This is a genomic window from Paenarthrobacter sp. FR1 (assembly GCF_051106045.1).
In the GTDB taxonomy this organism is placed as follows: domain Bacteria; phylum Actinomycetota; class Actinomycetes; order Actinomycetales; family Micrococcaceae; genus Arthrobacter; species Arthrobacter nitroguajacolicus_A.
The window spans coordinates 230,631-253,057 of the sequence record NZ_JBPFSF010000004.1 but is presented as its reverse complement, the minus strand read 5'-3'; the positions used below and the strand labels follow the sequence as shown (position 1 = coordinate 253,057).

The 22,427-nt window shown below is 63.5% G+C and carries 20 protein-coding genes; 7 read left to right on the top strand and 13 right to left on the bottom strand.

All coding sequences use genetic code 11. The annotated features are described in order from the left end of the window. Positions 1 to 70 precede the first annotated feature (70 nt). Entirely contained in the window at positions 71 to 592 is a 522-nt protein-coding gene (locus ACR30Z_RS10100; protein WP_208760026.1) for a MarR family winged helix-turn-helix transcriptional regulator, read from the top strand. Here the strand turns inward: ACR30Z_RS10100 and ACR30Z_RS10095 are convergent. The 6 genes from ACR30Z_RS10095 to idi are packed head-to-tail and all read right to left on the bottom strand — an operon-like array spanning position 587 to position 6,320. Next, positions 587 to 1,786 (bottom strand): prenyltransferase, encoded by a 1,200-nt coding sequence (locus tag ACR30Z_RS10095; protein WP_144652024.1) that lies wholly within the window; start codon positions 1,784 to 1,786, stop codon positions 587 to 589. The two genes, ACR30Z_RS10100 and ACR30Z_RS10095, sit on opposite strands and share 6 nt — an antisense overlap. Next, positions 1,783 to 2,133 (bottom strand): lycopene cyclase domain-containing protein, encoded by a 351-nt coding sequence (locus ACR30Z_RS10090; RefSeq protein ID WP_434372419.1) that lies wholly within the window; start codon positions 2,131 to 2,133, stop codon positions 1,783 to 1,785. The genes ACR30Z_RS10095 and ACR30Z_RS10090 overlap by 4 nt, the downstream gene beginning before the upstream one ends. After that, positions 2,133 to 3,785: a phytoene desaturase family protein gene (gene crtI, locus ACR30Z_RS10085; protein ID WP_434372417.1), complete on the bottom strand. Its 1,653-nt coding sequence runs from the start codon at positions 3,783 to 3,785 to the stop codon at positions 2,133 to 2,135. Before crtI ends, ACR30Z_RS10090 begins: the two co-directional genes overlap by 1 nt. Continuing rightward, on the bottom strand, positions 3,782 to 4,687 hold the full coding sequence (locus tag ACR30Z_RS10080) for a phytoene/squalene synthase family protein (RefSeq protein ID WP_144652021.1): 906 nt from the start codon (positions 4,685 to 4,687) through the stop codon (positions 3,782 to 3,784). The genes crtI and ACR30Z_RS10080 overlap by 4 nt, the downstream gene beginning before the upstream one ends. Next, entirely contained in the window at positions 4,684 to 5,769 is a 1,086-nt protein-coding gene (locus ACR30Z_RS10075; protein ID WP_434372415.1) for a polyprenyl synthetase family protein, read from the bottom strand. Before ACR30Z_RS10075 ends, ACR30Z_RS10080 begins: the two co-directional genes overlap by 4 nt. Next, positions 5,766 to 6,320, bottom strand: a complete 555-nt coding sequence (gene idi, locus ACR30Z_RS10070) for an isopentenyl-diphosphate Delta-isomerase (protein WP_434372413.1) — start codon at positions 6,318 to 6,320, stop codon at positions 5,766 to 5,768. Before idi ends, ACR30Z_RS10075 begins: the two co-directional genes overlap by 4 nt. Positions 6,321 to 6,399: 79 nt before the next feature. On the opposite strand from idi, the gene ACR30Z_RS10065 reads away from it, so the two are divergent. Next, a complete protein-coding gene (locus ACR30Z_RS10065) occupies positions 6,400 to 6,969 on the top strand; it encodes a MarR family winged helix-turn-helix transcriptional regulator (protein WP_434372412.1) in 570 nt (189 codons plus the stop codon). Between the two features lie 26 nt (positions 6,970 to 6,995). On the opposite strand, the gene ACR30Z_RS10060 is transcribed toward ACR30Z_RS10065, so the two are convergent. After that, positions 6,996 to 7,814 (bottom strand): CPBP family glutamic-type intramembrane protease, encoded by an 819-nt coding sequence (locus ACR30Z_RS10060; protein ID WP_434372410.1) that lies wholly within the window; start codon positions 7,812 to 7,814, stop codon positions 6,996 to 6,998. Between the two features lie 171 nt (positions 7,815 to 7,985). Between ACR30Z_RS10060 and ACR30Z_RS10055 the strand changes: the two genes are divergently transcribed. The 3 genes from ACR30Z_RS10055 to ACR30Z_RS10045 all read left to right on the top strand — a co-directional run bounded on the left by ACR30Z_RS10055 (position 7,986) and on the right by ACR30Z_RS10045 (position 11,790). Continuing rightward, positions 7,986 to 9,092 carry an EAL domain-containing protein gene (locus ACR30Z_RS10055; protein WP_144652016.1) on the top strand — a complete coding sequence of 369 codons (1,107 nt, stop codon included), beginning with the start codon at positions 7,986 to 7,988 and terminating at the stop codon, positions 9,090 to 9,092. 111 nt (positions 9,093 to 9,203) lie between these two features. Next, complete coding sequence (locus ACR30Z_RS10050) at positions 9,204 to 10,508, top strand: glycosyltransferase 87 family protein (RefSeq protein ID WP_434372408.1); 1,305 nt, start codon at positions 9,204 to 9,206, stop codon at positions 10,506 to 10,508. Next, positions 10,408 to 11,790, top strand: a complete 1,383-nt coding sequence (locus ACR30Z_RS10045; RefSeq protein ID WP_434372406.1) for a glycosyltransferase 87 family protein — start codon at positions 10,408 to 10,410, stop codon at positions 11,788 to 11,790. The genes ACR30Z_RS10050 and ACR30Z_RS10045 overlap by 101 nt, the downstream gene beginning before the upstream one ends. 14 nt (positions 11,791 to 11,804) lie before the next feature. Here the strand turns inward: ACR30Z_RS10045 and mptB are convergent, their stop codons facing one another. Together mptB and ACR30Z_RS10035 are read right to left on the bottom strand one after the other, a co-directional pair. After that, a complete protein-coding gene (mptB, locus tag ACR30Z_RS10040; RefSeq protein WP_434372405.1) occupies positions 11,805 to 13,406 on the bottom strand; it encodes a polyprenol phosphomannose-dependent alpha 1,6 mannosyltransferase MptB in 1,602 nt (533 codons plus the stop codon). A 172-nt stretch (positions 13,407 to 13,578) separates the two neighbouring features. Then, complete coding sequence (locus tag ACR30Z_RS10035; protein ID WP_144652013.1) at positions 13,579 to 14,472, bottom strand: SGNH/GDSL hydrolase family protein; 894 nt, start codon at positions 14,470 to 14,472, stop codon at positions 13,579 to 13,581. Between the two features lie 34 nt (positions 14,473 to 14,506). On the opposite strand from ACR30Z_RS10035, the gene ACR30Z_RS10030 reads away from it, so the two are divergent. Further along, positions 14,507 to 15,691 (top strand): hypothetical protein, encoded by a 1,185-nt coding sequence (locus tag ACR30Z_RS10030; protein WP_434372402.1) that lies wholly within the window; start codon positions 14,507 to 14,509, stop codon positions 15,689 to 15,691. 18 nt (positions 15,692 to 15,709) lie between these two features. Here the strand turns inward: ACR30Z_RS10030 and ACR30Z_RS10025 are convergent, their stop codons facing one another. After that, complete coding sequence (locus tag ACR30Z_RS10025) at positions 15,710 to 16,537, bottom strand: helix-turn-helix transcriptional regulator (protein WP_144652011.1); 828 nt, start codon at positions 16,535 to 16,537, stop codon at positions 15,710 to 15,712. Between the two features lie 86 nt (positions 16,538 to 16,623). Between ACR30Z_RS10025 and ilvD the strand changes: the two genes are divergently transcribed. Beyond that, positions 16,624 to 18,486, top strand: coding sequence for a dihydroxy-acid dehydratase (gene ilvD / locus ACR30Z_RS10020; protein WP_434372400.1), 1,863 nt, complete (start codon positions 16,624 to 16,626; stop codon positions 18,484 to 18,486). Positions 18,487 to 18,553: 67 nt separating this feature from the next. Here ilvD and ACR30Z_RS10015 read toward each other — a convergent pair whose 3' ends face one another. From ACR30Z_RS10015 to kdpC, 3 genes are read right to left on the bottom strand one after another with little or no spacing between them, the layout of a single operon-like run. Then, a complete protein-coding gene (locus tag ACR30Z_RS10015; protein ID WP_434372398.1) occupies positions 18,554 to 19,231 on the bottom strand; it encodes a response regulator in 678 nt (225 codons plus the stop codon). Continuing rightward, entirely contained in the window at positions 19,228 to 21,780 is a 2,553-nt protein-coding gene (locus ACR30Z_RS10010; RefSeq protein ID WP_434372396.1) for an ATP-binding protein, read from the bottom strand. Before ACR30Z_RS10010 ends, ACR30Z_RS10015 begins: the two co-directional genes overlap by 4 nt. 30 nt (positions 21,781 to 21,810) lie before the next feature. After that, complete coding sequence (kdpC, locus tag ACR30Z_RS10005; RefSeq protein ID WP_434372394.1) at positions 21,811 to 22,422, bottom strand: K(+)-transporting ATPase subunit C; 612 nt, start codon at positions 22,420 to 22,422, stop codon at positions 21,811 to 21,813. Positions 22,423 to 22,427 lie beyond the last annotated feature (5 nt).

Genomic DNA, 22,427 nt, shown 5'->3' with positions numbered 1-22,427 from the left:
TTCGCGAGGTAGGTGACCTAGTATCAAAATGCTAGTGAATCAAGCTTTACGCTTATCGAAGGAACATTGGATGGACTCGGAAGGCCACGCAAAGGGCTACTGGTACGGCAAGGACCCAGGTCAGAAGGCCATTGCCATTGACGTGCTGAACGCCCTCCGGGATTACCGCGCCTCCGAGCAGGCGATGCGTCGCCGCACCCGCTCTTCCATGGGAATGGGTGAGAAGGACCTGCTGGCACTGCGCTACCTGTTCGAAGCCGAGGCCGCCGGGAAAGTGATGAAGCCGAAGGATCTGGGCGACAAACTCGGGATAACGTCGGCGTCCATGACCACGCTGATCGACCGCCTGGTGGAGTCCGGCCATATTCGCCGCGAACCCCATCCCACCGATCGTCGCGCGTTGATCCTGAAGGCGACGCCGGGATCCGACCAGGAAGTGCGGCACACCCTGGGTGGAATGCACCGCCGGATGCTGGACGCGGCCTGTGCGCTGAGCCCGGACGAGTCGCAGATCGTGGTGAATTTCCTGCAGCACATGCGTGAAGCACTGGACACCATCGATGAAGAGCCAGAGGAACCGTCCCAATCATGACGTGAGGCTCCACTGCAGGATGAAGATGAGCGTCACCAGGAATCCTGAACCGTAGTTGAGCCAGATAAACCGGCGCCAGGCCACATTGGTGCGTGCCGCCGTCGTATCCGTTACGTTCCAATAGGGTGCGCAGTTGGCGATGTAGGGGACGGCAATGATGGCCGCCAACGGCCCGGGCCATGGCGTCGCCAACATGGCGAGCCCGGCAACAAGCCAGAGCACGACGGCGAGCCGCACCGTGCGGCGGGCTCCGATGACTGTTGCTATGGAGCCGATGCCGGCCTGCCGGTCGGGTTCGATGTCCTGGACGGCGCCGAAGGCGTGGGCGGCCATTCCCCACAGGAAGAACGCGGCCAGCAGGATGAGAAGCCCTGGCGTCACGTCGGCACCTGCCAACGCCAAACCGACGACGGCGGGGCTCACGAAGTGCGTACTGGACGTCAGCGAGTCCAAGACCGGGCGTTCCTTGAAGCGGAGCCCCGCAACGGAATAGGCCGCCACAGCGAATGCGCTCACACCCACGGCAAGCCATGTGGTGGGTCCGCCCGCGAAGGCGAGCACCAGCAGGAACGGCACGTTGGTGATGACCGCGAGCCACAGCATTGGCCGGTGCAGGTGCGGCTGGAGGAGCGCGCCTTCGATGCCACCCTTGCGCGGGTTCTTGAGGTCCGACTCATAATCGAAGACGTCGTTGATGCCGTACATGGCCAGGTTGTAGGGAATCAGGAAATAGAACGTGCCCACGATCAGGACCCAGTCGATCTCGCGGGTGGTCAGGAGCATCGCCGCGGCAAACGGGTAGGCGGTATTGATCCAACTGACTGGTCGGGACGCGAGCACTGCCTGTGGAACGAGGCCTTTGAGGTTGGACTTTGCTCCAGCACCCCGTCGGCGAGTCAGCCACATCCACAAACCGGGAAGCGCCACCACACCGGCGAGCGGGTACGCAAAGTCCTCAAGGGGTGCGAGTCCTACCTTGAGCCCGAGGATGTGCGAGGGGTCGTAGTGGAAAAGCTCCATGCCGATCATCACCGAGTCGAACACCGCAGTGAGCACAGCCAAGGCGGCGAACGCGATACCAACGGCTTTCCAGTGTTTGGCCGTCTCGCCGTGCCGCGCACCGAGGCGGGCGAAGGCCAGGCCGGCAACGACTGCCGCCGCAATGAAAGCGAGCGCGAGCCATAAGTACGTCATACGTTCTCCCGCTCCCGCTCGGCCTGCCGCGCGGGGAGCCGTTCAAGGAGCCGTCGGGCGCCCGTGTACAGGACCATCGTGCACAGCACCAGGAAAATCAGGAACACCGGCTCCTCGATGGGCAACTCGGGAGCTAACAGCAGCCCGGTGGCGATGGTGCCTTCACCGCGCAGGAAAATTCCCAGCCTGATACCGGCCAGGTCCCAGGCGAGGAGGAACAAAACCCCGACGGCGGTCACGATCGCCGCTGCTTTGGCGTCGCGCCAGAAGAACAAACGGAAGCGGTGGTCCAGAAGCAGCATGCACGTGATACCGAGCAGCAGTGAGAGCAGGTACAGAACACCCATCAGCCAATCCTGCTGGCTACTGGCCTTGCGGCGACAGGGCCGGGGCTGTGGTCGCCGCGGATCCGCTTCAGAACCAATTCAGCACTGATGAGGCACATGGGGACACCGACGCCGGGCGCCGTGGTGGCACCGGCGTAGTAGAGGCCGCGAACACGCTTGGAGGCATTCTGGGCCCGGAACATGGCACTTTGCCGCAGCGTGTGGGCGGGGCCCAACATGCCTCCACGCCAGGAGTTGTAGTCGCGGGCGAAGTCGGCCGGGCCGATGGTGTGCCGGACCACGATGCGCTCCCGAAGGTCGGGGATGTTGGCCCACTGGGCGATTTGGTCGATGGCGGCGTCGGCGGCCTGCTCGATGAGGAGATCGCCGCTGCCTTCAGGACCGCCCGCTCCCAGGGCAGGGTCGGCAGGGATCGGGACCAGGACGAAGAGGTTCTCATGTCCCTGCGGAGCGACGTCGGCATCCGTTGCACTCGGCTTACAGACGTAGATGGATGCCGGATCCGGAATGCTCGGCTCTTCACCGAAGATCGAGGCGAAGTTTGCCTCCCAATCCCGGGTGAAGAACAAAGAATGGTGGGGTAGCTCGGGGAGTTCGCCCTTGACCCCCAGCATCACCAGGACTGCGCCCGGGCCGCTGGTGCGGCTCTGCCAATACTTGTTGTTGTAGCTCCGGTCCCTGACACCCAGCAGCTGGGTTTCGGTGTGGTGGAGGTCGGCGCCGGAGACCACGAGGTCGGCCACGCTGTAGTGCTCGGCACCGGTGGCGTCGCGCCACTTCACGCCCGTGACCTCCCGGCTGTCCTTGCCGGAGATGCCGGCGGGAAGGTTCAGGCCGTCAAAGCGTCCAAGTTTTTTGATGTGCGTTGCTTCGCGGGTGGTGATCCTAAGGGCCTCCGCACCCGTCTGGATCCGCACGCCGGCGTCAAGGGCCAATGCCTCGAGCCGCTCGACGAGAGCCCAGAACCCACCCATCGGATACTGCACGCCATCGCCCAAATCCAGCGCACTCATCAGGTGGTACATCGCCGGCGCATCTGAAGGGTTGGTACCAAGGAAGACCGCCGGGTACCCCAGTACCTGCCGGAGGACCGGGTGCTGGAACCGCTGGGAAACGTACCTGTCCAGTGGGGTGGCAAGGAGTTGCAGAAGCTTGGGCAAGCTTCGTACCACCTCCGGATGCAGCAGCCCCTTCAATTTGGTGAAGGGGTTATAGAGGAAAAAGCGTTCAGCCATGTCGGTGGTGTGCCGGGCAGAAGCAAGGTAGGCGGAGAGCTCCTTTGCGCTGCCGGGCTCCACCCGTTCGAAGGTGTCCAAAACCTGTTCGCTGCCCAACGGAACGGTCAGCGGATCCGGCCGCACGCCGTCGTGGTTTGGCTCGCTGAAGATGCGGTAAGCGGGACTTAGGGTTCGCAGATCCAACTGTTCCGCGGTGCTGGTGCCGAGGAGCTCGAAGAAATGGTCGAAGACGCCGGGCATGAGGTACCAAGAGGGGCCGGTATCGAAGCGGAATCCGTCACGCTCGAGGCTGCCGGCGCGCCCGCCAACGCGGTCACGCTGCTCAAGGAGTTGGACTTCGTGTCCTTCGTGGGCGAGGAGGGCGGCGGTGGCTAGCCCAGCGATGCCGCCGCCGATCACTACTGTCCGGGTCATCGGTGCAGCTCCATCCAGGTTGAGGCAACGGCGCGGGCGGCCAAGCCTGCTTTGACCCTGTCCGGAACGCGGACGCGGGAGCGGTACAGCTCGTCCACCGTGGTCTGTTCGATCCTGTCGGTCAGTGCGGCGAAAAGGGCCAGTGCACTCCGAACCGCAGCGCGCGCGTCACGAGGCAGCAACGGGATGACGGCGTTGGCATCGGCCAACTGGGCCCGGATGGTCCTGACCCACTCCATGCGTTCCCGGTCCTCAAGGTGGTCCGTGGTGCCGAGGTAGCTGCGTCCGAGCCGGATCGTATCGTCGGCCAGGTCCCGGAGGAAGTTGATGTTCTGGAAAGCAGCGCCCAGCCTGCTGGCGCCGTACTCCAAAGCCGCGGAGTCGCCGTCGTCGATGTTTTCATCCCGCATGAAAACCCGCAGGCACATCAACCCCACCACTTCGGCGGACCCGTGCACATAGCCCTGGTGCGCCTCGGAATCGAAGCGCAGGGGCGCCGCCGGCGCTGCGCTCCGCTCACCGAGATCCGTACGCATGGAAGCGAAGAAGGGATCGATGAGGTCTTGCTCGATTCCGGCAACCCGGGCTGTTTGGGCGAAGGCGTGGATGATGAGGTCGCTGCTGTAGCCCAGCTTCACTGCCCGGTGCGTCTCATCAATGAAGTGGTCCAGGGCTTCGCTTTGTTCCTGATAGCTCAGGCCCGCTTCGGCCGTCACGCCGTCAACGAGTTCATCGGCCACGCGCACCAAAGCGTAGATATTCCGGACGTGCTGGCGGTGCCTGGCCCCGAGCAGCTTGCAGGCGAGGCCGAATGAGGTGGAGTACGCAGCGATGACCTGGTTCGCAGCGCGCTCGGCGGTACGGGTGAAATGGATGAAGGAAGTGTCAGCGGCTACGCTCATGACTGCCGTCCTTCCAGCTGCCCGGCGAGGTCCACCAGGACGTTGCGGGCGTTGGGTGGGACCTGCGATTCCGCGCTGGCCAGTACGTCATTGAAAGCCTGCAGCTGCTCTGCTATCAGGGACTGGACAAACTTCTCAGCCCCGCAATCAGTGAGTTGCCGGCGCACGTGGTCGGCCTCCGCACCGTTGAGTTCCGGCCTGCCGAAGAAGGGCTCGATGTCCGGCCATGAGGCGGTGGACCGGGCGTGGGCAATGATGGCGGTCTGCTTGCCCTCGCGCAGGTCCGAATAGGGATCCTTGCCGTGGCGTTGCGGGTCCCCGAAGGTGGACAGAAGGTCGTCCTGCAGCTGAAAGGCGAGCCCCAGATGCCGGCCGGCGGTGGCGAGCGCGTTCTCGACGGCGAAATCCGCGCCAGCGAGGGCAGCGGCTGCGCGCAACGGGAGCTCAAAGGTGTAGGTAGCGGTCTTGTAGCCGCACATCATCAGGATGGTCTCAAGTTCAGGAGCCACGATTCCATCGCCGAGGCCGACGTCCAGCTGTTCGCCCGCAACGGTTTCGTTGATGGTGTGTTCCAGCAGGTCGAGGAGCCGCAGGCGAAGTTCGTGGGGCAGGTCCACTCGGGCGAACGATTGGTGCGTCGCGGCGAGCAGCATGTCGCCCATGAGGATGCCACCGGTCTGCGCCCAGTGGAGGGCTCCGTCGGGGCGGGGGACTTCGCCGGCCTCGGCAAGCAGGGAACCGATCAGGTTGGGATGCCCGCGGCGGACGAGGTCGCCGTCGATCACGTCATCGTGGAGCAGGAAGGCATAGTGCAGGAGCTCAATGGAGGCGGCGATGCTGATGGCGGTCTCGCGTTGTCCGGAACTTCCTTGGTACAGGGCGTCGTACGTTTCCATGAGGAGCAGGGGCCGCACGAATTTGCCCCCCAGGACGTTCTCGCCGGCAATGGCCCAAAGGCGGGTGAAATCGGGTCCGTAGGTCGTGGCGATGCTGGCCCTCTTTCCCATCAGTCCGGTGAGCTCGGTTTCGATGGCGGTGCAGAGGTCTGTCCGGCTTCGCAGTGAGCCTGAGGTGACGGTCATGCCCCGGCTCCCGCGACGAGCGGGAGTGCCTGCGCCTCAAGGAGCTGCGGGAACTGCAGTCCGAGCCATGGGCTGAAGGCGGCGGGAGAGTGCTCCAAGGCATCTGCGAGCACCGCCGGTGAAATCCAGGCCCAGTCCGCAACCTCGGAGGGATTGGGCTGCAGTGCTCCGCTGATCCGGGCAACATAGACAGGGCAAATCTCATTCTCAACAATTCCGGTGGGATCAATGGCCCGGTACCGGAAGTGGGGGAGGACCAGTTCGATACTGTTGGCATCCACGCCAAGTTCGAACTGCGCCCGTCGCATGATGGCGTCTTCGAACTCTTCGCCCGGCCCGGGATGACCGCAGAAACTGTTGGTCCACACGCTTGGCCACGTCTTCTTCTCCGGTGACCGGCGGGTCAGGAGGACTTCTCCGGAGTCGTTGAGCAAATAGCAGGAGAAAGCCAGATGCAGTGGGGTATCCAGGGTGTGCACCCCCGCTTTGGAAGCTTCACCGATAGGGTTCCCGGCGTCGTCAAGAAGGACGACCATCTCTGTCGCGTTCACTTTTCGCCTTCCCTCAAACTTTGCTAGATAAGCTAGAAGAAAGGCTACCATGTAGGAAGTTAGGTGTAACATACTCAGCATGTCCAGTTCTGAAGAAATCGACGCCTCGGTCTCCTCGGGCATCTATCACCTGGACTCCAATGATCCGCATCAGGAACTGGTGGACCGGTCAGGGCTCTCGGACGCCGACATCCAGCAGATCAGCGACGTGATGGCAGCGCTGGGGAGGCTGCGCGAAGCCGAACAACGCCTCTCCGACGCCTCCCTCCGATACATGAAGCTCAACCAATCGGACATGCGAGCGCTGCATTACCTGATCGTCTGCGCCAACCATGACGTCATCGCCACCCCAGGCGCCATAGCCGCCCACCTTCACATTTCGACGGCGTCAACCACCAAGCTGCTCGACCGGCTGGAACGCGCGGGACACATCACGCGACACGCCCACCCCTCCGACCGTCGGGCGCTCGCGATAGCCATCACCACCGAAACGCATGAGGCTGCCGTCCGTACCGTCGGGCGTCAACAGGCCAAGCGCTTCCTGGCGGCAGCGCGGTTGACGCCCGCGGAACGTGAAACTGTGATGCGGTTCCTCGACGACATGGCACAGGAAATTGAAGTTTCCGAGGAAGCCTGGGCGGGCTCGTAAGGCCCAGCCGGCTGGTACGGGAAGAGCTAGTACAGGAAGATCGGCAGCCAGTCACGGTTGTGCGCATGCACCAGGGCAAGGAACAGCACGAAGTCGAAAAGCAGGTGCACGGACACCACATACGTGAACGACTTGGTCAGTTTGAAGGTGTAGCCCTGCAGCAGTGCGAAGGGGTAGGTCAGCAGGGGACCCCACGATTGGTATCCGATCTCCCACAGGAATGACGAAAAAACCACCGCCTGCAGGAGATTGGCCAGCCAATCCGGGAAGTGTTGCCGCAACAGCGTGAACGTGGTGCAGATGAAGAACAGTTCATCCCAGATCCCCACAGCGTTGACGCCCAGGAAGAGCCGCCAGAAGATCTCAGGATCGGAGGCGTCTGGCCAGTTTTGGTACACCCCAGTGCTGATGAGATAGAACGGCAGGATGAAGTAACCCAGCGCCACGACGCCTATCAGGTAGAGCTTTGCGGCGAGGGGCCATTTGCGGCCGGTGTTCACCGGGAACTTGATGATGTCTTCCCTGTAGGCAAACCGCGATACCAGCCAGGGAACCAAGACGGCCAGGGCCAAGGCCCCACCCATGAGGGCCATATGCCCGGTGCTCAGGTCGGCATTCAGCGGAACCAAGCTGAAGATGGTCATGCCGGCCGCGATCAGGATGAGGTGCCGCATCAGGCGGTGGTCAATGAAGGCGGCGGTCACCACGCTGAGGGCCAAGAGGCCGTAGCCCAGCGTCTCGTTGCCAAGGGCAAAGAGCGGAATGCCGGACAGCGACAGCAACACTGCTGGCAACAGTTTCCAACTGAGCGCGGTACGGGGTGTTTCCGTCGAAAGGGATGTCACCCCTCCAGCATGTCAGTGCGAAGCCCCCAGCGACACGGTTTCGGAGCCGGGAAGGCTCCATGGTGACCGGCGCGCAACTTTTACTCTGTAAGATTCGTGACAAGGCCCACATGTTCGTGGGTGGTCGTTGTCTGGCGCAGCCAGCGGGGGATACACATAAAGGAATAGTCGATGGCTCAAGAAGAGGGCTCCCTTTCACCGCGCGACGGTGCGGACCACGCGCGCGCTGGTGACGGCGAAGCGCTGCCGATCGCTGAGGATATGACCATGCGCGAGCAGGTCACGGACATCATCGAGTCCATCCTGGCCGATTCCGACCCCGGCAGCGAGGACGTCAGGAACAAGCTCCGCGAGTTGGTTGAGGCCCGTCCCGACGATCCTGAGGGCGCCTTGTTGGAGCACCTCCTTGAAACACGCAAGAATCCGGCGCCAACACCCAAAGTCGCTGTAGGGCTTGAGCCAGCCAGCCTGCACCTGGAATCCTCGGACGCAGCCCGAACCGTTTCCATCCCCGTCAGCCATGAAGTGCGGGAGAGCATCCAGGCGATCCTCGCGGACAAGCTCCTGCTGACTGCTTTCCAGCCAGTCCATGCGCTGCCGTCGGGCGACGTGGTTGGCGTGGAGGCGCTGACACGCTTCGTCGGTGAAGATGGTGCCGGCGCCGATGTTTGGTTCAGCGAGGCTGCGGCAGCCGGCCTGGGGACCGAGCTGGAGATCGCTGCGCTGCACTGTGCACTGACGGCTGCGCACGATGTTCCCGAGGACATGTCGGTTGCCTTGAACCTCACCCCGGAAACATCCAGCGACCGGCGGGTACGGAACTTGCTGGCTGCGGCGGCCCTCGCCCCGGACAGGATCATTGTTGAACTGACCGGCAGCCTGGCCGGCGTGGAAGGCCAAACCGGACGCGACGGACTGGGACCCTTGCGGGCACTGGGGCTGCGGTTGGCCATCAGTGCATCCGGAGCAGCCCTGGTCTCCTTGGACCGGATTGAGCAACTGCGGCCGGACATCATCAAGCTGGACCGCCATCTCATTGAGGGCATCGAAGGCAACGAAGGGCAGAAGATCCGGGCCAGGGCCATCGTTGAGCTTGCCCGGGAGATTGGCGCCGATGTCATTGCCGAAGGCATCGAAACCACGGAGGAACTCCAGGAAGTCACGGCGTTGGAGGTCACGGCGGCGCAGGGATACCTCCTGGGACGGCCCTCCGTCCATCCGCTGGATTGGTCGGCGTGGAGCATCCGGGCGCAATCGGAGGCCCAGCCCGCAGGCTAGCTGCCACTGCTTTTGGATGACTCGCGTAAAGTAGCATGCGGGGGTTTTTCGGTCCCAAGAAATCTGGGGACTGCTGAGCAGGGACCCACCTAGCAAGGAAGTTCCACGTTGATGGATAGTTTTTTCAGCATGCTCGCGGAAATTCGCGGTAGAACAATCCCAGCGAGGTTGGCGGCACGCATCAATTCCCCGAAGGGTCTGTTGTGGGGCTTCATCGTTGTGCACCTGGGATTCTTGGTGTTCGCAGCGCTGCTGTCCTTCAGGAGTGAAGCGTTCAGCGACACCTTTATCTACAGGGAATGGGCGTTGGCTGGTTTCAACGACGCCAACCTCTCAGGTGGCCCGAGCCCCTGGGTCTATCCCATCCTGTCCCTGATTCCCATGGGGTTGGCCGCAGTGGCCGGCCCCGGGCCTTTCTTCTTCCTCTGGGTACTGCTGACCACCGTCCTCAACGGCTGGGCCATGCTCAAACTCACTGACCGCGGCCGGCGCCGTGAAGCCATCCCTGCCGGATGGTGGTGGTTGAGCTTCGTCCTCCTGATGGGCTGGCTTGGCTTCGCCCGCGTTGATGGTTTGACGGCTCCCATCGTCCTCGTGGCACTGGTCTATGGTGTGGCCCGGCCATTCGTGGCGTCCGTCCTGCTGAGCATTGGCACGTGGATGAAGGTATGGCCCGCTGCTGTCATGTTGGCCTTGTTCGCCGTGGTCAAGAACCGTTTGCTCGTTGTGGCCGCAGGAATCGCGACGACGGCGGTTGTGGTGGCGCTCGCGGCTACCGTAGGTGCCGTCCCCAAGTTGCTGAACTTCCTGACACAGCAGGGCGATCGCGGCATGCAGCTTGAAGCCACGTTCACCACGCCTTGGCTGTGGTTGTCGGTCTTGGGGATCGGTGATTCCCGCATGTACATGAACACCGACATCAACTCCATGCAGGTTGACGGGCCCGGCACGGCGTTCATGTCCGTGCTGATGCAGCCCCTGCTGCTGCTGGCTGCGGCCGCCGTGGCCGGTTTGACGTTCTGGGCGCTCCATCAGGGAAAGCTCAGCGGAGGCGTGGACCGCACGGAACTCCTGCTGTCGGGTGCCCTCACCTTGGTGACCGCTTTCATCGTGTTCAACAAAGTGGGATCACCGCAGTTCATGGTGTGGCTTGCCCCGGCCGTGGCTGTGGGCCTGGCGCACAACTGGAAAGCGTGGCGCGTCCCGGCCACCATGTTGATTGCCATCGCCGGCGCCACGTTCTTCATCTACCCGCTGTTCTACGATGCGTTGAGCCACAACAATCCTTGGATGGCGCTAGTACTGACCATCCGGAATGCGCTGCTGGTGGTGCTCCTCTTCTGGTCCGCCCGCCGTTTGTATTCGCTGGGCAGGAAGCCGTCCCCTGTGGCCCAGCCAGTGGTCAAGGAGCCGTAAGATTTCCGCGACGTTTTTCGACCGACTGGTCCGTATCCGCAGCCGCGTCCTGCCACCTGCAGTCGTAGAGTGGTTCGCCCGGCCCGCCAGCGTGTGGTGGGGTTTTGCCGCCGTGCACATCTTCTTCCTGTGCTGGATGGCCTCGTTCTTCCTCCACGGCGATACCTTCAGCGACACTGAGCAGTACCGCCAGTGGGCCATGGAGGGTTACCACCCGGAAAGCCTCACGGGAAAGATCAGCCCCTGGGTGTACCCGGTCCTGGCACAGATCCCCATCTTCCTGGCCGGCATTGCCGGACCGGACCTGTACCTGTTGGTGTGGACGCTGATTATCACGGCCCTCAACGCGCTGGGGCTCTGGTACCTGACGCGGGGGCCCCGGCGGGTCAGCGGGATTGCGCCGGCATGGTGGTTGCTGTTCTTCACCGTGTTCATGGGCTACCTCAGCTTTGCCCGTGTTGAGGGCATCACAGCGCCCATTGTGTTGATCGCGTTGCTGTGTGCCGCCCAACGGCCAGTGATCGCCTCCGTCCTGCTGAGCGTAGCGACGTGGATCAAGGTATGGCCCGCAGCGGTCCTGGCGCCGATGATCATCGCAAGCCGTAACCGACTCCAGATGGTCGCCGCCGGGGCGGGCGTCACCGCCGTCGTGGCTTTCGGAACGTACCTCACCGGTGGCTTCAGCCACATCCTGGACTTCCTGATCAACCAGGGCGAACGCGGCATGCAACTGGAGGCAACGTTCTCCACTCCTTGGGTATGGCTCAGCGTTTTCAACATCGCCGGTTCCAAGATGGCCGACAACGTAGCCATCAACTCCACGGAGGTCTACGGGCCCGGCGCCGACGTCGCAGCGTTCCTGATGCAGCCACTGCTGATTGTGGCTGCGATCACCGGTGCGATCCTGCTGATCCGTGCGCTCAACCGCGGTGCGGAGCGCGAGGAACTTTTCCTTGAAGGTGCACTGATGATGACCACGGCGTTCATCGTGTTCAACAAGGTGGGTTCGCCGCAGTTCATCATCTGGTTGGCCCCGGTGATCGTCGCCGGCCTGACCCACGACTGGAACCGCTGGAAGGTGCCTGCCACCTTGCTGATGGCCATTGCCATGACCACGTTCGTGATCTATCCGCTGTTCTACACCCCGCTCATCCACGCGCACCCGGTCATGGCCGCTGTGCTCACCACCCGGAATGTCCTGCTGGTGGTGCTGCTGTGGTGGTCGGTGCAACGGACCGTGGAGCTGGGACGACGCAAACCGGTGGAGCAGAAAGCCCTGTAGCTGAGGTTCGGAGCTTAGCGGAGGTTCGGGGGCCGGTGGAGCAACCGCCGGTCGGTCTGCCCCACCCAGCGCGATATCTTCCCTTGCACCAGCAGCCTGCGTGTATGGATGTCCAGGAACACCAGGTAGAACGCGAACAGCAGGGCAATGGCGAACGCCAGGGATGACAAGTCTACGGAGACCTCAACGAACGACCATACCGACAGCTGGTCCTGCGCGCCGAACACCACAAAGAAGGTCACGCCAACGTAGAGGCACCGCATCTGCCAATCGTCCCTGATCCCCGTCACGGCAAGGAACGGTACGAACCACAGGATGTACCACGGCTGTATGATCGGGGAGAGCAGCACCATGGCTGCGAAGGCCAGCGCCATGCGCCGCACCACGTGGGAATGGTCTCCCCGGAACATCAACAGCAGGACCAGCCCCACGGCGCCCCACTTCATGGCTGCGCGCAGGATGTCTGCCATCGCGTTGCCCGGCAGCCCCAAGGCGTTGCCGAGGAACTCTATCTGTTGGCCCAGGAAGCCCGACGGTGAGTAGCCTGTGAACCCGGGCGTTGGATCGGTGATGGCCCATGCCCAGCCCATGCTCAGCCCGTAAGGGAGTCCACTGACTGCCAATACAGCGAAACTGATGCCCGCGGTGGCGGCCCAGATGCCGAACTTGCGCGGCCACGACGCTCCAGCGCCCGCCCACATGAGTCCAATGAATGGCAGCAAAAGCACTGTGGCCGGTTTGATCCCAATGGAAGCGGTAACCAAAAGGATGCCCAGGATCGGCCGTTTGGTGGCGGCGAAGTACGTGCCTGCCACAGCCAGGCCCACCATCAGGGCATCGTTGTGGGCGCTGGCAACAAAGCTGATGAGGAAGAGCGGGTTGGCTACGGCAATCCACAGCGCGCGGGCGCCGTTGATTCCGTGGAGTTCGGCCAGCTTGGGCACGTACAGGACGCACAACAGCACTCCGCCTGCTGCCAGGAGCCGGAACAACAGCACGGATACGTCCGGCTGTGCGCCCGTAATGCCAACCACGGCGTGCGCCATCCACAGGAAATAGGGCCCGTACGGGGTTCGGGCTTCCGCCCATGCTGGATCTGCGCCGAGGGAAAACCAGTTGCTCAGTGTTGAGATGCCGACGTCGTAGGGATTCTGCCCCTCCATCATCAACCGGCCCTGGCCTATGTACGCGTAAACGTCCCGTGAATAGACAGGCACGGCGAAAAGGAGCGGCAGGGACCAGGCTCCAATCGCGGCAACAATAGGTTTGAGGGAATTCCCTTCCCAGCTGCCCATCCTTTGACCCAACCGCAACCACGAGCGGACCAGCAGCATGGCTCCCACGGTCAGGAGGACAGCTGAGATCGTCACGCCCCAACCCTCGGTGCGCAGGGCAATGACTATGGGGTGGCGGATCATGGGGGATCCGTTGGCAATCCATCCAATGCCAATGGATCCGGCAAACATGAACAGGGAACCCAGGAATCCTTGCCAGATTGCAGGATACGCCACGGGCTTTCCCGCGGTGGCTGCAGGCTTTGCGGCCTTGGTAGCGGGGGAGAATGATTCGTTGGTCGCTGGAGAAGTACCGGGACCGGGGGTGCTGCCTGTCGTCATGACTGGTCGGTTCCCCCACTCAAGGTATGGCGCTTCAAGAAAAGGAGCGCGGTTGATGCCCAAGAGCTTGTACTTGCGGCAAGTGAAATTTTAGCGTCGATCCTGTCGACACCACCACAGGCGCGGCAAAGGGTGACGGACTGCATATGCGCGGGCACCCAATCAGGCCAATTTATGGAGAGCCGTCCGGTTCAACGATGGTGCGGGGATCGTGGCCAACGTAGGTCCCCGGAGGCATGCCGGCCCCAAAGACCGGTCCTGGTTCCGGTCGCTTGGGTTGCCGGTCCCCATCAGCCCTCTGGGTGAGCCGCCTGAGTACCCACGGGACCAAGTGCTCACGGGCCCAGATGATGTCGTCCGTTCTTGCCCCTCGCCAACTCCGCGCCGGCCACATCTTGGGGGTCTTTGGTTCGAGGGAGTGCGGGACGTTCAGGGCGTTGAGGACCATGATGGCGATGGCGTGCTGGCCCAACGGGGAGAAGTGAAGCCTGTCCGCGTCCCACATCTGCGGGTGCGTGAGCTCACGCAACGCCCACAGATCCGCCACTATGGCGTCATGCCGGGCGGCCACCACCCGGATGTTCTCGTTGTAGATCGCCACCTTGCCCCGGGTGCGGCCGAGCACCGGCGTGGCGCCCCAGTCCGGACCGGTAAACAGCAGGATGGTCGCCCCTGTGGTGGCCAAGGTCCCCACCCCGGCGTCCAACTCCAAGGCAAGTTTGTCCGGATCGGTCCTGTGGAAGAGCAGGTCATTGCCACCGGCGTTGAGGGTGATCAGATCGGGCTGCAGGGCCAGTGCCGGAGCCACTTGTTCATCGAGGATCTGCCGGAGCAACCGGCCGCTGATGGCGAGATTCGCATAGGCGAAATCCGGGTGTCCGACGCTCAGTTCTTCTGCCACCCGGTCCGCCCAGCCACGCAGGCCGCCGGGGCTGCGCGGCTCGGGATCACCCACGCCCTCGGTGAACGAGTCGCCCATCGCCACATAGCGGCTCCAGGGGTGCAGGCCAGGCCCGAAGCTACCGGAACCTCCCTGCGCCCAACCATCGGCGCTGGAGGCGTTCATCCCCCCATAGTGCGCTTACTCATCGCGCTGCGCCATGCCTGACGCTCTTGTGCGCATCTTGGGTGTCCGTCCCATCGCCTACGATGACAGCACCGGCGAAGGAGAAAATATGGGCGCGATGGATGAGCTGATCAATTCCAGTGTGGTGAGCGAACTGCGGTCCATCCTCATGGGCACCGGGCCCGGCGTGGACCTGCCAACAATGGAGCTCTCACGCCAGTCCCTTGACGGGCAACGCCTCCGGCAGCGCGTAGATGTCGTCAGGGACGCGCTGCTCCAAGACCTTCCGGCAGGCTACTCCTCGGTTGAGCAGATCTTTCTCGATGCCCTCGACGACCCTCGGTTTACAGGGTGGATGGTCTGGCCGGCTTCCGAAGTGGTGACCCGCAGGGCCCTCCAATCCGGGGCACCCGACGACTTCGACGCCGCACTCGCCGTGCTTTCCCGCCTGACTGTCCGGCTCACTGGAGAGTTCGCCATCCGTGACCTCATAGCTGCCCGGCCGGAACGAGCCATCGCGACCATGCAAACGTGGACGACCCACCACGACCACAACGTCCGCCGACTCGCAACGGAGGGCTCCCGGGCCTACCTGCCATGGGCAAAGAGAGTTCCTTGGCTGGTGGCCAATCCAGCGGCGACTCAGGGGATCCTCGATGCCACGTTCCAGGACGATTCCGACTACGTTCGCCGGTCCGCGGCAAACCATCTCAACGATCTAAGCCGGATTGATCCACTGCTGGTGGTGGCCACGGCGCGCCGTTGGTCAGGGAAGCCGGATGCCTCCACGGCCAAGGTTGTCCGTCACGGCCTCAGGACCCTGGTCAAACAAGGCAACCCAGAGGCACTCGCGCTCCTTGGCTACTCGGGTGGCCGGCTCGTGGTCATGGAGCCCCGGATCCTCCACGCGGCCATCCCATGGGACGGAACCGTGGAATTCACAGCGGAGGTATCGAATGAGGGCTCCGAGCCCGCAACGGCAGCGATTGACTATTCCATCGGTTTCCAGCGCGCCAACGGAACGGTAAGCGCCAAGACTTTCAAGCTCACATCCCGCCGGATCGCACCCGGTGAGACGGTCACTGTCACCAAGTCACATTCCTTCCGCCCCATCACAACCCGCACGTACTACCCAGGGCAGCACTACGTGGTGGTCCAGGCAAATGGCATCGCATCGGTGCCTGCAAACTTCGTCGTCAACCCGAAGGAGCCCAGCTAAGACCGGGACCTGTTGACGTCAGATCCCCAGCAACCGCTGCATCTGTGCCCCCGCATCACTGCCGGGCGCCGGGGTGTAGACCACGATGTGAAGGTCCGGCCGGTCCGACGGCGACACCTGATGGTGCTCGAGGTGCAGCACGCCAACGGCGGGGTGGTGGAACTGGCGCTCGCGGGACTCGAAGCCCAGGATGTCGTAGCGCTCCCAGCTTTCCTGGAATTCCGGGCTGGCTTCCTTGAGCCGCTCCACTTGGTATTCGACGTCCGGATCTCCCAGTCGCTGCCCCGTCTCCGCCCTGAATTCGGCAAGGAACCGTTTGCTGGTGACGTCCCAGTCGGGGAGCAGATCACGGATGTAGGGATCGGTGAACACGAGCCAGAGGAGGTTCCGGTCCGAGGCGTCGAAGGTGCCGATGTTGGGGTACAGCGCCTCATAGGCGCGATTCCAACCGGCAATGCCCCAGTCCGGGGACAACGCGTAGGAGGGGTTGGGGTCGAGTGCCTCGAGCAGTCGCTGGACGTGGGCGGGAGCATCGGCGGCCACGGGGCCCTTGGGCGGGGCGGACGAGTAACCGCCCAGGGACAGCACATAGCTCAGCCCGGTGTCGGAGAGATGCAGAGCGCGGGCAATGGATTCCAGGACCTGCCGTGATGGGCTGATATCCCTGCCCTGCTCGAGCCAGGTGTACCAGGTAACGCTGACTCCGGAGAGGAAAGCGATCTCTTCCCGGCGGAGGCCGCGCTCGCGGCTACGGCCTACAGGCGGCAGCCCGTAGTCCGATCGCAGGGCTTGGGTGCGGCGGGTCCTGAGGTAGAGACCCAACTCCTTGCGTCTTTCATCTTTCACTCTGATAACACTATTACTCTGGTACTTTCACTACTAGTAGCAGCGCCGTCTTCCACGCCGTGCACAGACACAGCAGGATGGTAATCATGCCTGCACTACGCTCACGAACAGTCACCCATGGCCGCAACATGGCCGGCGCCCGCGCGCTGCTGCGCGCCTCCGGCGTCGCCAACACGGACATCGGCAAGCCGATCATCGCCGTCGCCAACTCCTTCACGGAATTCGTCCCCGGCCACACCCACCTTGCCCCCGTGGGCCGGATCGTCTCCGACGCGATCCTCGCCGCCGGTGCTGTTCCCCGCGAATTCAACACCATCGCCGTGGACGACGGAATCGCCATGGGCCACTCCGGCATGCTCTACTCCCTGCCGTCCCGCGACCTGATCGCCGACTCCGTCGAGTACATGGTCAACGCACACTGCGCCGACGCCTTGGTCTGCATCTCCAACTGCGACAAGATCACTCCCGGCATGCTCATGGCCGCGCTGCGCCTGAACATTCCGGTTGTCTTCGTGTCCGGCGGCCCCATGGAGGCCGGCCGCGTGACCCTGACCGACGGGTCCGTGCGCTCCCTGGACCTGGTGAACGCCATTGCCGACGCCGTGGACGAATCCATCTCCGACGAGGACATCAACCTCATCGAAGAGAACGCCTGCCCCACCTGCGGTTCCTGCTCGGGCATGTTCACCGCCAACTCCATGAACTGCCTCGCCGAAGCCATCGGCCTGGCCCTGCCGGGCAACGGCTCCGTGCTCGCCACCCACACCGCCCGCAAGGCGCTGTATGAGAAGGCCGGCGCCACCGTCGTCGAGCTGGTGAAGCGCTATTACGACGGCGACGACGACTCCGTGCTGCCGCGCTCCATTGCCACCGCTGAGGCCTTTGACAACGCCATGGCCCTGGACATCTCCATGGGTGGCTCCACCAACACCATCCTCCACCTGCTGGCTGCAGCCCAGGAAGCCGGCGTGGAGTACGGACTGGCCGAGATGGACGCCAAGTCCCGCCAGGTGCCCTGCCTGGCCAAGGTGGCCCCGAACGTCGCCGGAAACAAGACCTACTACATGGAGGACGTACACCGCGCCGGTGGCATCCCCGCCCTGCTGGGTGAGTTGAACCGCGGCGGCCTCCTGCACAAGAACGTCCACTCCGTGCACTCCACGGACCTGGACGGCTGGCTGGACGACTGGGACATCCGCGGTGGCAAAGCAACCGAGGAAGCGCAGGCGCTGTGGCACGCGGCCCCCGGCGGCGTCCGTTCCTCCACCGCGTTCTCGCAGTCGAACCAGTGGACCTCCCTGGACACCGACGCAGAGGGCGGCTGCATCCGTTCCGTGGAGCACGCGTTCTCCAAGGACGGTGGCCTCGCTGTGCTGCGCGGCAACGTGGCAGTGGACGGCGCTGTGGTGAAGACCGCCGGAGTCGACGAGTCCATCTGGACCTTCGAAGGGCCCGCCGTAGTGTGCGAGTCGCAGGACGAAGCCGTGGAAATGATCCTGAACAAGACCATCAAGGAAGGCGACGTGGTGGTCATCCGCTACGAAGGCCCCAGGGGTGGCCCGGGCATGCAGGAAATGCTGTACCCAACGAGCTTCCTCAAGGGCCGCGGCCTGGGCAAGAAGTGCGCCCTCATCACGGACGGCCGCTTCTCCGGCGGTACCTCCGGCCTGTCGATCGGGCACATTTCCCCGGAGGCTGCCTCCGGCGGCGCCATCGCCTTGGTGGAGAACGGTGACATCATCAGCATCGATATCACCCAGCGCTCCCTCCAGTTGAATGTTTCCGATGAGATCCTCGCCGAACGCCGCGAAAAGCTCGAGGTCAACGGTGGCTACAAGCCCAAGAACCGCGACCGCCAGGTGTCCCCGGCCCTGCGCGCCTACGCCGCCATGGCTCTGTCCGCGGACAAGGGCGCCGTACGCGACGTCTCGCTGGTGGAAAACCTCTAAGGCGCCGTTCCGCGCATATGCCGCCTGCCGTCGTCGTGCTTCATCGACGGCGGTGGGCGGCTTTTGTTTACGGAACGAACCTGTAGCCCATCCCGGGTTCGGTGATGAAGTGACGCGGGGTGCCCGGGTCAACTTCCAGTTTCCGGCGGAGTTGGGCCATGTACACGCGGAGATAGTTGGCTTCCTTGGCGTAAGCGGGGCCCCAGACTTCGCTAAGGAGTTGTTGCTGGGTGATCAGCTTGTCCGGATGACGCACCATGATGTCCAGGATGCTCCACTCTGTGGGTGTCAGCCTGACATCCTGGCCGGACCTGGTGATTTGCCTTTTCGCCAGGTCCGCGGTGAACGAACTGGTCTCGATCATGGTGGTTTCTTCGGTTGATTCGGTGGTGCGCCGCAGGATGGCCCGGAGCCGGGCCAACAGTTCATCCAGGCCGAAAGGCTTGGTGATGTAGTCATCCGCTCCGGCGTCCAACGCTTCAACTTTGTCACTGGAGCCATGCCGGGCCGACAGGACCAGAATGGGTACGTTGCTCCACTCGCGGAGCCGCGTGATCACCGTTGTGCCGTCCATGTCCGGCAGGCCCAGATCAAGGATGACCACCTTGGCGGGCCGTTGTGCAGCCGCGAGAAGTGCAGATTCTCCATCCGAGGCGGTGGTCACCGTGTATCCGTGCCCCTTGAGGGTGATGGCAAGTGCCCGGACAATGTGGGGGTCGTCGTCCACTACCAGGACGCTACTCATGCCGGGTGCCGTTCACTAGGGCCCTTCGGGACGGGCAGGGAGTACACGCCCGTGGACAACGGAAGCCGGATCACCATGGTGAGTCCGCCACCGGGGGTTTCTTCGGCCGTGAGGGTGCCGCCCATCGCCTCGGTGAAGCCTTTGGCCACGGCAAGGCCCAAGCCAACCCCCGTGGAGGCTGGCACGTCGTCAAGTCGCTGGAAGGGCTGGAACATTTGGAGCACGCTGGCTGCCGGGACTCCTTGGCCGTGGTCGATGATCCGCAATTCACTGGCGGGCTGCCCGTCCAGAGTCGTGTTGCTCAGCCCACCGCCGCTGCCCACCACCACGATGTCGGAGTTCGGTGCGTACTTCACGGCATTTTCCACGATGTTGGCCACAACGCGTTCAAGCATTCCGGCATCCGCGTCAACTTCCGGCATGTTGGGCTGGAGGTCCACGCGGACCCTTCCCTCCGGGATCCCGTGGAGTGCTGCAGGAATGACGTCAAACCAACGGGTCGGCTTGATCAGGGCGTTCACGGAATCGGAGGTAATACGGGACATATCCAGCAGGTTGCCCACAAGCACGTCCAAGCGATCCGAGCATTCTTCGATGGTGGCCAGGAGCTCCTGTTCCTCTTGTTCCGTGTAGTGGACTCCAGGTTGCCTCAGGCCGCCGACGGCCAGCTTGATGCCCGCCAAAGGAGTGCGGAGGTCGTGGGAAACAGCACGGAGAATGGAGGTCCGCATGGTGTTGCTTTCGGCCAATCGCACCATTTCACGACGACTCGCGGCCAACTGCCGGCGTTCCAGCTGGGCCGAGAGATGTGAACCGAAGGCTCCGATCATGCGGCGATCGCTGGCAGGGAGCACCCTGCCAGTGAGGACCAATCGCGTGGTGGCGTCGATCTGTTCGATGTTTTCGCCCTCACCGGGGGATTCTTCTCCGGCTGCCGCGACGAGTCGCCAGCCATCGTCGTTGAAAGTGGACTCGTACAGGGCAGCCTTGCGGACCCGGAAGACATCCACAGCCTGTTCCAGCAGTCCCACTACGGCGTCCTCGGACGTGGTGGCTCCACGCGTGAGATCACCCAGGGTGGTGGCCTCCGAGCGGGCACGGGCGGCCTCTTTGGACCGCCGGGCGGAGAGGTCCACCACCACGGCCACTGCAGAGGAGACACCTGCAAAGACCAGCAGCGCCAACAGGTTTTGCGGATCGCTGATGGTGAGGGTGCCAAGGGGAGGTACCGAGAAGAAGTTCACCAGGGCACTGCTCCAGAGCGCACCCAGCAAGGCCGGCCACAGGCCTCCTACCAGGGCCACGGCAACAGAGCCGCTCAACTGGACCAGAACCGCCGTCGCAATGTTGTGCGATGGGCTCGCCGCCAGCAGGAGTTGCAGCAGGACGGGCACCACAACGGCCATGCCAAAGCCCACCAGCACCCGGACCCGCCCGAGGTCCCGCGGCCTCGAAGTTTCCTTGCCGCGGCCTCCGAGGGGGTGCGACACCATGTGGACGTCGATGTCACCGGAGTCCCTGACCACTTTGTTACCCACACCGCCCGTGAGCCGTCCGGCGAGGGCTTTGCGCCGCGATACGCCCACCACAATCTGCGTCGCGTTGACGCTTCGGGCGAAGTCGAGCAACGCTGTGGCGGGGTCTTCGCCGGCAACTATGTGGTAGCTGCCGCCGAGATCGCGGACGAGCACGCGTTGCGCGTCCAATGCTTGCGGGGACTCGGCAGCCACGCCGTCAGCCGCGCGGACATGGACCGCCAAAAGGTCGCCACCGTTGACGCGCTTGAGGATCCTGGCGGCCCGCCGGATGAGGACTTCGCCTTCCGGGCCACCGGTCAGTCCGATCACGATCCGTTCCCGCGCCGGCCAGCTTTCCTCGATCTGGTTCTCCGCGCGGTAGCGCGCCAGGCCTTCATCCACCCGGTCCGCCAGCCACAGCAATGCCAGCTCACGCAGCGCCGTCAGGTTGCCCAGCCGGAAGTAGTTGGACAGTGCGGCGTCGATCTTATCCGGGGTGTAGATCTTGCCGTCACCCAGCCGTTGCCTCAGCAGCTCCGGTGAGATGTCCACCAAGTGGATCTGTTCGGCACGACGAACCACGTCGTCCGGAACTGTTTCTGCCTGCCGCACATCCGTGATGGCGCTGACAACATCGCCCAATGACGCCAGATGTTGCACGTTGACGGTGGACAGGACGTTGATGCCGGCTTCCAGGAGTTCCTCAATGTCTTCCCAACGCTTAAGGTTTCTGGTGCCCGGGATGTTGGTATGCGCATATTCGTCCACGATGGCGGTGTGCGGCCGCCGCGCCAGCACGGCGCCCAAGTCCATTTCCTCGAACGTGCTGCCACGGTATTCGATGCTTCGGGAGGGGATGACCTCCAGACCGTCCATGAGGGCGCGGGTGTCGGCGCGGCCGTGGTGCATGGCAAAGGCCACCACCACGTCCTCGCCGCGGCCAAGCAGTCGGTGGGCTTCCTCGAGCATGGCGTAGGTTTTGCCGACGCCCGGGGCTGCCCCCAGGAAGATTCTCAGTGTTGCCCGCGCCATAACGTCATTCTTCCACTCGGAAACGGACGCCTAATCAAGATTGCTGGCCGCTGCAACGTCCAGGTTCAGCAGCGTCACGTTGACCGACGGCTGGCCCCAGAACGCTTCGAGCCCGGTGGTGGTGTGCTTGTCCACCAGGCTCTGCACAACATCAGGGCTGAGCCCGTGCGCGCTGGCGACCCGTGCCACCTGAAGGTCCGCATACGAATGTGAGATGTGTGGATCCAAGCCGGAGCCACTGGCCGTGACGGCATCGGCCGGCACGTCGGCTTCGCGGACGCCTTCTGCCTTGGCAACTGCTGCGCGATTGGAGGCGACGGCGTCGAGAAGCTTGGCGTCGTTGGGGCCCAGGTTGCTTGCCGAGGACGATGCAGGATCCCATCCCACAGCCGAAGGCCGGGCGTGGAACCACCGTGGGTCCTGCACACCGGCGTCATCCGCGGACACCTGCGCGATCAAGGCTGACGCAGCAGGCTGGCCGGATGAGTCCTTGACCACGGAACCGTTGGCCTGGAAGGGCACCACGGCCTGGCCCACAGCGAATATCGCGAGTGGGTACAGGAGCCCGAGGACCACTGTGGCGAGAAGAAGGAACCGCACTGCGGTGCCCGTCTGACGAAGATAACCGAGAAACACATTCATGGTGG

What these genes read in the sequence shown, in the direction of transcription:
- ACR30Z_RS10100 (WP_208760026.1), top strand. Translation starts at nt 71, where the DNA reads ATGGACTCGGAAGGCCACGCAAAGGGCTACTGGTACGGCAAGGACCCA.
- ACR30Z_RS10095 (WP_144652024.1), bottom strand. Translation starts at nt 1,786, where the DNA reads ATGACGTACTTATGGCTCGCGCTCGCTTTCATTGCGGCGGCAGTCGTT.
- ACR30Z_RS10090 (WP_434372419.1), bottom strand. Translation starts at nt 2,133, where the DNA reads ATGGGTGTTCTGTACCTGCTCTCACTGCTGCTCGGTATCACGTGCATG.
- crtI (WP_434372417.1), bottom strand. Translation starts at nt 3,785, where the DNA reads ATGACCCGGACAGTAGTGATCGGCGGCGGCATCGCTGGGCTAGCCACC.
- ACR30Z_RS10080 (WP_144652021.1), bottom strand. Translation starts at nt 4,687, where the DNA reads ATGAGCGTAGCCGCTGACACTTCCTTCATCCATTTCACCCGTACCGCC.
- ACR30Z_RS10075 (WP_434372415.1), bottom strand. Translation starts at nt 5,769, where the DNA reads ATGACCGTCACCTCAGGCTCACTGCGAAGCCGGACAGACCTCTGCACC.
- ACR30Z_RS10065 (WP_434372412.1), top strand. Translation starts at nt 6,400, where the DNA reads ATGTCCAGTTCTGAAGAAATCGACGCCTCGGTCTCCTCGGGCATCTAT.
- ACR30Z_RS10055 (WP_144652016.1), top strand. Translation starts at nt 7,986, where the DNA reads ATGGCTCAAGAAGAGGGCTCCCTTTCACCGCGCGACGGTGCGGACCAC.
- ACR30Z_RS10050 (WP_434372408.1), top strand. Translation starts at nt 9,204, where the DNA reads ATGGATAGTTTTTTCAGCATGCTCGCGGAAATTCGCGGTAGAACAATC.
- ACR30Z_RS10045 (WP_434372406.1), top strand. Translation starts at nt 10,408, where the DNA reads ATGCGCTGCTGGTGGTGCTCCTCTTCTGGTCCGCCCGCCGTTTGTATT.
- mptB (WP_434372405.1), bottom strand. Translation starts at nt 13,406, where the DNA reads ATGACGACAGGCAGCACCCCCGGTCCCGGTACTTCTCCAGCGACCAAC.
- ACR30Z_RS10035 (WP_144652013.1), bottom strand. Translation starts at nt 14,472, where the DNA reads ATGAACGCCTCCAGCGCCGATGGTTGGGCGCAGGGAGGTTCCGGTAGC.
- ACR30Z_RS10030 (WP_434372402.1), top strand. Translation starts at nt 14,507, where the DNA reads ATGCCTGACGCTCTTGTGCGCATCTTGGGTGTCCGTCCCATCGCCTAC.
- ilvD (WP_434372400.1), top strand. Translation starts at nt 16,624, where the DNA reads ATGCCTGCACTACGCTCACGAACAGTCACCCATGGCCGCAACATGGCC.
- ACR30Z_RS10015 (WP_434372398.1), bottom strand. Translation starts at nt 19,231, where the DNA reads ATGAGTAGCGTCCTGGTAGTGGACGACGACCCCCACATTGTCCGGGCA.
- ACR30Z_RS10010 (WP_434372396.1), bottom strand. Translation starts at nt 21,780, where the DNA reads ATGGCGCGGGCAACACTGAGAATCTTCCTGGGGGCAGCCCCGGGCGTC.
- kdpC (WP_434372394.1), bottom strand. Translation starts at nt 22,422, where the DNA reads ATGAATGTGTTTCTCGGTTATCTTCGTCAGACGGGCACCGCAGTGCGG.